Here is a 9,611-nt window from a genome sequence, read left to right as displayed (position 1 = left end):
CGCGCTCGGCGGCCGGGGCGCGCCCCGGGCGGGCGCGGCGCCGGCCGGACGCGCGCAGCCAGCGCGGGAGCGTGCGGTCGAGGAACCCGAACGCGGTGTCGCGGTCGCGCAGGTGCACCAGCAGGAGCCCGCCGGGCTTCAGCGCGGCGACGAACCGGTCGAGCACCAGTTCGGCGTGCGGGACGCGCTCGATCAGGTACGAGGCGTGGACGATGTCGAAGGCGCGCGGCGGCAGCGGGACGGTGCGCAGGTCGCCGAGGTGCCAGGCGTCGAGGTCGGGCCGCTCGCAGGTGTAGGCGCGCAGCTCCGGGGACTCCAGGTCGACCCCCGTGACTTCGCGCTCGCGGTCGCCGAGGTCCAGCCCCGTCCCCCAGCCGCAGCCCGCTTCGAGGATGTGGATCCGCTGCAGGGGCTTCTCTAGGGCGTACTGGCGGGCGCGTTCTGAGAAGAGATCGCCGCCGTTGACCGGCGACGTACGCAGATCGGTCACAATCTCGCAGCGTAATCGCTTGGCTGCGCTCCGTCCGCTATTTGCCTTTTCTTGGTGACGGCCGTGTCGCCGTCCTCGCCGGTCAGGGTGCGGACGGCGGGCCGCGTGCCCGGGCGGGCGCCTTCGGCTCCGCCTGAACGAGCGTCGTCCGGGGCGCGTACGCTGGTACGCGGTACCGGGTCCGGCTGGATTCCGGGTTTTCGGCCTGCCCTGCCTCGGGGTGATTGGCCATTTGTGGGCGAATATCGGGCTAATAATGACGCTTTCTGGACTTGTTGACCTTGCGTGCACCGACCCCGGCCTGCGGAGCGCGCTCACGCGGCCGCGCACGGACCGGGAGATCGTCGCACCCGCCGCGCTGTGGCCGATCCTGGCCGCCGCGCTGAGCCGCCGCCTGCGCGCGGACGGCGAGGGCGTCGTGCTCGCGGTGACCGCGACCGGCCGCGAGGCCGAGGACCTGGCCGCCGCCCTGTCGAGCCTGCTCGACCCCGAGCGCGTCGCGCACTTCCCGGCGTGGGAGACGCTGCCGCACGAGAAGCTGTCCCCGCGCTCCGACACGGTCGGGCAGCGGCTGGCGGTGCTGCGCCGCCTCGTCCACCCGGGCGCGGGCGGTCCGCCCGCCGGGGACGGCTCGGCGAAGGGCGGCGCGCTGGACGTCGTGGTGACGCCGGTCCGCGCGGTGCTCCAGCCGATCGTGTCCGGGCTCGCCGACCTGGAGCCGGTGCGGCTGGCCTCCGGCGAGGACGCCGACATGGACGACGCGGTCCGGCGCCTGGTGGAGGCCGGGTACCAGCGCGTGGACCTGGTGGAGAAGCGCGGCGAGATCGCGGTGCGCGGCGGGATCCTCGACGTGTTCCCGCCGACCGAGGAGCACCCGCTGCGGGTGGAGTTCTGGGGCGACACCGTCGAGGAGATCCGCTACTTCAAGGCGGCCGACCAGCGCTCCCTGGAGGTCGCGCAGGGCGGGCTGTGGGCGCCGCCGTGCCGCGAGCTGCCGCTGACGGAGAAGGTGCGCGAGCGCGCGAGGCGGCTCGCGCAGGAGCACCCCGCCCTGGAGGAGATCCTCGGCCGGATCGCCGACGGCGACACCGTCGAGGGCATGGAGGCGTTCTCGCCCGTCCTCGCCGAGAGCATGGAGCTGCTGACCGACCTGCTGCCGGACGGGTCGGCGCTGCTGGTCTGCGAGCCGGAGCGGATCCGCACCCGGTCGGTCGAGATGGTCCGCACGAGCCAGGAGTTCCTGGAGGCGAGCTGGGTCAACGCCGCCGCCGGGGGAGAGGCGCCGATCGACCTCGGGGCGGCGGCGTTCCGCTCGCTGGAGGAGGTCCGCGCGCACAGCGCGGAGCTGGGGCTGCCGCGGTGGAGCGTGACGGCGCTGAGCCCGCTGGCGGCGGGCGGCGCGGACGCCGAGCTCCCGGACGGCGGGTCCCTCGGCGGCGGCGCGGAGACGCTGAGCCTCGGGGTGCAGCCGGCGGAGGCGTACCGCGGCGACACCTCCCGCGTCGTCGGCGACCTCAAGGGCTGGACGGACGGCGGCTGGCGCGTCGTGCTGGTCACCGCCGGGCACGGACCGGCCGAGCGGCTCGTCCAGCTCGCCCGGGAGGAGGGCGTCGGCGCGCGGCTCGCCGACGTGGCCGGCGCGCCCGAGCCGTCGGTGGTCACCGTCACGACCGGGCTGCTGGAGAACGGGTTCACCTGGGAGTCGGTCAAGCTCGCGGTGCTGACCGAGACCGACCTGTCGGGGCAGAAGTCCTCCACGCGCGACGCGCGGCGCATGCCGTCGCGGCGGCGCGGCGGCATCGACCCGCTCCAGCTCAAGCCGGGCGACTACGTGGTGCACGAGCAGCACGGCGTCGGGCGGTACGTGGAGATGGTCAGCCGCACGGTCCAGGGCGCCACCCGCGAGTACCTGATCCTGGAGTACGCCAAGAGCGACCGGCTGTTCGTCCCGACCGACCAGCTGGAGGAGCTCACCCGCTACGTCGGCGGCGAGGCGCCCAGCCTGCACCGGCTCGGCGGCGCCGACTGGCAGAAGGCCAAGTCCCGCGCCCGCAAGGCGGTCAAGCAGATCGCCGGGGAGCTGATCCGGCTGTACTCGGCGCGGATGGCGAGCCCCGGCCACGCCTTCGCGCCCGACACCCCGTGGCAGCGGGAGCTGGAGGACGCCTTCCCCTACAACGAGACGCCCGACCAGCTCGCCGCCATCGACGAGGTGAAGGGCGACATGGAGCGGGCCGTCCCGATGGACCGGCTGATCTGCGGCGACGTCGGCTACGGCAAGACCGAGATCGCCGTGCGTGCGGCGTTCAAGGCCGTCCAGGACGGGCGGCAGGTCGCGGTGCTCGTGCCGACGACGCTGCTGGTGCAGCAGCACCTGTCCACGTTCGCCGAGCGTTTCGCGGCGTTCCCCGTCGTGGTGAAGCCGATCAGCCGGTTCCAGTCCGACAGGGAGATCGGGGAGACGCTGAACGGGCTGTCGGAGGGCTCGGTGGACGTCGTGGTCGGCACCCACCGGATCCTGTCGTCGCAGACCCGCTTCAAGAACCTCGGCCTGGTGATCATCGACGAGGAGCAGCGGTTCGGCGTCGAGCACAAGGAGGAGCTGAAGCGGCTGCGGACGCAGGTGGACGTGCTCGCCATGTCGGCGACGCCGATCCCGCGGACGCTGGAGATGGGCCTCACCGGCATCCGGGAGATGTCGACGATCCTCACCCCGCCGGAGGAGCGCCACCCCGTCCTGACGTTCGTCGGCCCCTACGAGGAGAAGCAGATCGCCGCGGCGATCCGCCGCGAGCTGCTGCGCGAGGGCCAGGTGTTCTTCGTGCACAACCGCGTCCGGTCCATCAACAAGGTCGCGGCGACCCTGGCGCGGCTCGTCCCGGAGGCGCGGATCGCGGTCGCGCACGGCCAGATGAACGAGCACGAGCTCGAGAAGGTCATGGTCGACTTCTGGGAGAAGAACTACGACGTCCTGGTCGCGACCACGATCGTGGAGTCCGGCCTGGACGTGCCGAACGCCAACACCCTCATCGTCGACCGCGCCGACATGTACGGGCTGTCGCAGCTCCACCAGCTGCGCGGCCGCGTCGGGCGCGGCCGGGAGCGGGCCTACTCCTACTTCCTCTACCAGCCGGAGCAGCCGCTCACCGAGACCGCGCACGAGCGGCTCGCGACGCTGGCGCAGCACACCGAGATCGGCGCCGGCATGTACGTCGCGATGAAGGACCTGGAGATCCGCGGCGCGGGCAACATCCTCGGCGCCGAGCAGTCCGGCCACGTCGCGGGCGTCGGGTTCGACCTGTACGTCCGGATGGTCGGCGAGGCGGTGCGGGAGCTGAAGGAGGGCGGCGGCGAGCCCGAGGCCGTCGAGACCAAGGTCGAGCTGCCCGTCGACGCGCACCTGCCGCACGAGTACGTGCCGGGCGAGCGGCTCCGGCTGGACGCCTACCGGCGGATCGCCGCGATCACCTCCGAGGACGAGATCGGCGCCGTGCACGACGAGCTGAAGGACCGGTTCGGTCCGCTGCCCGTCCCGGTGCTGAACCTGCTGGAGGTCGCCCGGTTCCGGGCCAAGGCCCGCAGGGCGGGGCTGAGCGACGTCACCCTCCAGGGAACGTTCGTCAAGTTCGCGCCCGTGCACCTGCCCGACTCCAAGCAGGTCAGGCTGCAGCGGCTGTACCCGAAGAGCATCCTGAAGCCGGCGACCGACACCCTGCTCGTGCCCGCGCCGAAGACGGCGGTGCTCGGGGGCCGTCCGCTGCGTGACCAGGAGCTGCTGAAGTGGGCGACCGACCTGGTGGACGCCCTGTTCCTGGAGTCCGCGGCGCGGCGCTAGGCTGGCGCCGCCCCGATCGAGCGACGAGACGAGGAATCCGTGCCTGGTAAGTCCGTGAAGGCGGCGGTGGCGGCCGTGCTGGCGGCCGCCGCGCTGGCCGGCTGCGGCGGCTCCCCGAAGGTCGGCACCGCCGCACTCGTCGGCGACGACCGCATCACCGTCAGCACCCTCAGCCAGACCGTCCGCGACTGGCGCGAGCAGTTCCGCTCCGACCCGGCGGCCAACGAGCTGCGCGCCAACCCCGCCAACCCGGCACCGCAGGTCGCGGGCGACTCCGAGTCCGACCTGCAGGGCGCGCTCACCCTGCTGATCAACTTCCGGGTCGCCGACCGGGTGGCGCGCCGGGCCGGCGTCGAGGTGACCGGAGGGCAGGTCGACGGCGCGCTCCAGGCCCTGGACCGCCAGGGCGGGGCCCAGTCGATCACGCTGGCGAGCGGGCTGCCCCGCGCGCACTCCCGCGACCTCGCCCGGCTGGTGGCGACGCAGCTGGCGGTCATGCAGCGGTTCGGCGCCGACCTGAACAACCGGCTGAACCCGGCGACCGAGCAGGCCGGGCGGCAGTGGAACGAGCTGTTCCAGCGCACCGCCGCCGGCATGCACATCAAGGTCAACCCGCGCTACGGGCACTACGACCCCGCCAAGTTCGAGGTCGCCCCGATCGTCTACCGGCTGTCCAGCCCCGATTCGGGTATCTGAGGCCCATGAGCCTCACCCTGCTGGCGACCACGCACCGGGTCGCGCCGGGCCTGCTGACCTGGCGGGCCTGGGACGCGCTCCGGTCGGCCGACGCCGTCCGCCTCCGGGACGGCCACCCGCTGCTGCCCGCGCTCCTCGACGCCGGCGTCGTCCCCGACCTCGTGGAGGAGCCCGACCCGGCGCTCCTGGTGGCCGACGCGCGGCGCGCGGACGTGCTGTGGGTGGCCGCGCCCGAGGGCGACGAGGCGCTGATGCGCGGGATCGGGGCCCTGGTCGTCGACGATCCGCTGGACGTCGAGGTGCTCCACGGCTCCTACGACCTGCCGGGCGCGCGGCTGCTCGACCTGGTGTCGGTGATGGACACGCTGCGCCGCGAGTGCCCGTGGGACCGCAAGCAGACGCACACGACCCTCGTCCCGTACCTGCTGGAGGAGGCCTACGAGGTCCTCGACACCGTCGAGGCCGGCGACTACGGCGCGCTCCGCGAGGAGCTGGGCGACGTGCTGATGCAGGTGGCGTTCCACTCGGTGGTGGCCGCCGAGCGCGACGACGGGACCGGGTTCACGATCGACGACGTGGCGGGCGCGATCGTCGACAAGCTCGTCCGGCGGCACCCGCACGTGTTCGGGGACGTCACCGTCTCCGGCGCCGACGAGGTCAACGCCAACTGGGAGCAGATCAAGGCGGCCGAGCGCGCGGAGAAGAGCGGCGCGGAGGCCTCGGCGCTCGACGGCGTGCCGATGGGCCAGCCCGCCCTGTCGCTGGCCGCGCAGCTGCAGCGCCGCGCCGCGCGCATGGACGCCCCGTCCGGCCTCGCCGAGGGGCTGGCGGAGGAGGCCGGAACCGAGCTGGGCGGACGCCTGTTCGCGCTGGTCCGGGAGGCGGGTGAGCGAGGCGTGGACGCGGAGTCGGAGTTGCGCGCCGTTTCCCGGGTATTCCGGGACCGTGTCCGGACCTGGGAGCGGCGCGACGCCTGATTCGGGGGATAACGGGCGGAACCTCACCAATGGGGTGGTCCGCTCGGGAAGGCCCGTCTACTCTGAGCGCGTGCCGACCGAGGCCGGAAATGACGCAGGGGATCCCGGGCCGGGAGCCCCCGCGGCGCGGCGCCGCCGCCCGCGCCGCCTGCTGACCCCGTCGACGACCCGCGCCGAGAAGGTCCGCGCCGTGCGCGGGCTCGGCGCCTTCGGCGGCCTGGCCGGGCTGCTCGTCGCGCTGATGCTGCTGCCGACCGCGTGCACGGCGGGCGTCGGCGCCCGCGACGCCGCCGGCTGGTTCGAGGCCGAGCCGGACGGGCTGACGACCTCCGGCGTCCCGCAGCGCTCGAAGATCCTCGCCGCGGACGGCTCCACCCTCGCCACGTTCTTCTACCAGAACCGCGTCGACGTCCCCTTCAACAAGATCGCCCCGGTGCTGCGCCAGGCGGTGCTGGCGATCGAGGACAGCCGCTTCTACGAGCACGGGGCCATCGACGCGCAGGGCACCCTGCGGGCGCTCGCCAGCAACCTCAGCAGCGGCCAGGTGACGCAGGGCGGCTCCGGCATCACCCAGCAGTACGTGAAGAACCTGCTGCTCACCCAGGCCGACACCGACGCCGAGCGGCAGGAGGCCCGGGAGGTCTCGGCCGCCCGCAAGATCCGCGAGCTGAAGTACGCGGTGGCGCTGGAGAAGCGGTTCACCAAGGACGAGATCCTGCGCCGCTACCTCAACATCGCCTACTACGGCGACGGGGCCTACGGCGTCGAGGCGGCGTCGCGGCACTACTTCTCCAAGCACGCGTCGGAGCTGACGCTGCCCGAGGCGGCGCTGCTCGCCGGCGTCGTCCGCTACCCCTACGCCTACGACCCGATCCGCCATCCCGGCTCGGCCCGGGAGCGCCGCGACACCGTGCTGACCCGGATGGCCGAGCTCGGCTGGCTCGACCCGGCCAAGGCGGCCGCGGCCAGGCGGGCGCCCGTCCGGCTGGACGTCGACAACGTGCGGAGCGGCTGCGTCACCAGCGACGCCCCGTTCTTCTGCGACTACGTCCAGCGCGAGATCCTCACCGACCCCGTGTTCGGCAAGACGGCCGAGGACCGGGAGAAGCTGCTCAAGCGCGGCGGGCTGACGATCCGCACCACCCTGGACCGGCGCGCCCAGAAGGCCGCGCAGCGCGCCGTCGACGGGCACGTCCCGCCGAAGAACTCCGCGCACAAGGCCGCCGCCGAGGCGATGGTGCAGCCGGGCACCGGCGAGATCAAGGCGATGGCCGTGGACCGCGAGCTCGGCCCCGACCGGGACCGCGGCAAGACGTGGATCAACTTCGCCGCCGACGCCAGCCACGGCTCCAGCATCGGCATGCAGGCCGGGTCCACGTTCAAGGCGTTCACGCTGGCCGCGGCGCTGGACGAGGGCATGCCGTTCGGGACCCGGATGATGGCGCCGCGCGCCTACACGCCCGTCGGCTACCGCGACTGCGACGGGGACCGCGTCGGCGACCCGTCCGCCTCCCTGCGCAACTCCGCCGACGGCGAGGGCGGCCGCCAGTTCAGCCTCGTCACCGGGACGCACCACTCGGTCAACACGTTCTTCCTCGCCCTGGAGAAGAAGGTCGGCCTCTGCGACACCGTCAGGATGGCCGAACGGCTCGGGATGAAGCAGGCGAACGGCAAGCCGCTGGAGCAGTACCCGTCGTTCACGCTGGGCTTCAACCCCGTCTCCCCGCTGCGGCTCGCGGCGGCCTACGCGGCGTTCGGGGCCCGCGGCCGGTACTGCGAGCCGATCGCGATCCGGGAGATCCGCGCCGCGTCCGGCCGCAGGCTGAAGGTGCCGGGGCGCCACTGCGAGCGGGCGATGGACGAGGGCGTCGCGGACGCCGTCAACTACGTCCTGCGCGGCGTCCTGACCAAGGGCACCGCGCGCGGCATGGGCCTCGGGCGCGACGCCGCCGGCAAGACCGGGACCGTCGACAACTTCTCCGCCGCCTGGTTCGCCGGGTACACCCCGGACCTTGCCGCGGCCGTGTGGGTCGGCGACCCGCGCGGCGGCTACAGGCACCCGATGGAGAACCTGTGCATGGACGGCCGGTGCTACGGCTCGGTGTTCGGGGCGACGATCCCGGCGCCGATCTGGCGGCAGAGCATGCTCGGGGCGCTGTCGCACACCGAGCCGGGCTCGTTCCACCGGCCGCCGTCGCGCTACTTCAGCAGGGGCTCGGGCGAGGACCGGGCCAGGGTGCCGGACGTGCGCGGCATGAAGCCCGGCGAGGCCGCCGCTCGGCTCCGCGCCGCCGGGTTCAGGGCCCGGATCGGCGCGCCGATGGCCTCCCGCCGGTTCCCGAAGGGCACCGTCGCCGGCATGTCGCCCTCGTCGGCCGAGCCGGGCGGCACCATCACGCTGCATCTCAGCAAGGGCGCCGGGCGCGAACCCGGCGGCGGGCCCGGCGGCGGGCGCAGGGGAGGCGGCCACCCCACCGTGCCGCCCGCCACGCCCACCCCGGAACCCGGCGGGCCGCCCCAGCAGGCCCCCGCGTGACCCGCGTCCCCGCGTGACCTGCGCCGACGTGTGATCGTCCGGTCGCGGGGTAGATCGACACGGGAAGATCGACAGCGGGACGCGACGCCCGCGCTGATCCGTTTCGGGGGACGATCGTCATGCGAGCCATCGCCGTGTCGGAGTACGGCGCCACGCCGGCGCTCATGGACCTGCCGCGCCCGGAGCCGGGGCCCGGCGAGATCCTGGTGCGGGTGATCGCCGCCGGGCTGAACCCGCTGGACTGGAAGATCGCCGAAGGCATGCTCAAGGACTCCGTCGACGTGCCGTTCCCGCTGATCCTCGGCCGGGACGGCGCGGGCGTCGTGGAGGAGGCCGGCGAGGGCGTGACCCGGCTGCGGCACGGCGAGCAGGTCTACGGGGCCTTCGCCATCGTGGAGCGCGGGCTCGGCAGCTACGCCGAGTACGCCCTCGTCCGCGAGGACGGCCCGGTCGCGCGGATGCCGCAGGGGATGATCTACACGCAGGCCGCGGCGGTGCCGACCGCGAGCGCGACCGCGCTCGCCATGGTCGACCAGGCGCGCATCGACACCGGCCAGACCGTCCTCGTGGTGGGCGCGACCGGCGGCGTCGGGCAGAGCGCGGTGCAGCTCGCGTCCCGCGCGGGCGCCAAGGTCATCGCGACCGCGCGCGACGACATGGCGGGCACGATGCGGCGCCTCGGCGCGGACGAGACGGTCGACCACTCCGCGGGCGACCTCAACCGGCAGGTGCTCGCCGTCCACACCGACGGGATCGACGCCGTCCTCGACACGGCCAGCGACACCCGGTCGGCCGAGCACCTCGCGCAGCTGCTGCGTCCCGGCGGGACCTACATCTCCACCACCTGGTCGGTGAACCCCGACTCCCTGGAGGCGAAGGGGCTGCGCGGCGTCAACTTCCAGACGCAGCCGTCCGCCGAACTGCTGGACCGCCTCTCCGACCTCATCGACGCGGGCGCGCTGCGCGTCCGCGTCGAGCGGGAGGTCCCGCTGGAGCGGGCGGCCGACGCCCTGGCCGACAACCGGCTGGGCGGCGCGCGCGGCAAGACCGTCCTGCGCATCTGACGGCCCCGCCGAG

The 9,611-nt window shown here is 73.9% G+C and carries 6 protein-coding genes; 5 read left to right on the top strand and 1 reads right to left on the bottom strand.

The window, feature by feature from the left end; translation table 11 throughout:
* A partial coding sequence (locus ABWI04_RS31560) for a class I SAM-dependent methyltransferase (protein ID WP_353834696.1) occupies positions 1-490 on the bottom strand: 490 nt, incomplete at its 3' end.
* Positions 491-746: 256 nt separating this feature from the next.
* Here ABWI04_RS31560 and mfd point away from each other — a divergent pair.
* The 5 genes from mfd to ABWI04_RS31535 all read left to right on the top strand — a co-directional run bounded on the left by mfd (position 747) and on the right by ABWI04_RS31535 (position 9,598).
* Positions 747-4,325 (top strand): transcription-repair coupling factor, encoded by a 3,579-nt coding sequence (gene mfd, locus ABWI04_RS31555; protein WP_345176850.1) that lies wholly within the window; start codon positions 747-749, stop codon positions 4,323-4,325.
* Positions 4,326-4,364: 39 nt separating this feature from the next.
* Positions 4,365-5,021 carry a hypothetical protein gene (locus ABWI04_RS31550; protein WP_345176853.1) on the top strand — a complete coding sequence of 219 codons (657 nt, stop codon included), beginning with the start codon at positions 4,365-4,367 and terminating at the stop codon, positions 5,019-5,021.
* 5 nt (positions 5,022-5,026) lie between these two features.
* Positions 5,027-5,998 carry a nucleoside triphosphate pyrophosphohydrolase gene (locus tag ABWI04_RS31545; RefSeq protein WP_345176854.1) on the top strand — a complete coding sequence of 324 codons (972 nt, stop codon included), beginning with the start codon at positions 5,027-5,029 and terminating at the stop codon, positions 5,996-5,998.
* A gap of 70 nt (positions 5,999-6,068) precedes the next feature.
* On the top strand, positions 6,069-8,534 hold the full coding sequence (locus tag ABWI04_RS31540; protein WP_353834695.1) for a penicillin-binding protein: 2,466 nt from the start codon (positions 6,069-6,071) through the stop codon (positions 8,532-8,534).
* A 119-nt stretch (positions 8,535-8,653) separates the two neighbouring features.
* Positions 8,654-9,598 carry an NADP-dependent oxidoreductase gene (locus tag ABWI04_RS31535; RefSeq protein WP_345176860.1) on the top strand — a complete coding sequence of 315 codons (945 nt, stop codon included), beginning with the start codon at positions 8,654-8,656 and terminating at the stop codon, positions 9,596-9,598.
* The last annotated feature ends 13 nt before the right edge of the window (positions 9,599-9,611 follow it).

The organism is Actinomadura sp. NPDC000929 (assembly GCF_040492065.1).
GTDB lineage: Bacteria > Actinomycetota > Actinomycetes > Streptosporangiales > Streptosporangiaceae > Spirillospora > Spirillospora verrucosospora.
This window is presented reverse-complemented; position numbering and strand designations above follow the sequence as displayed.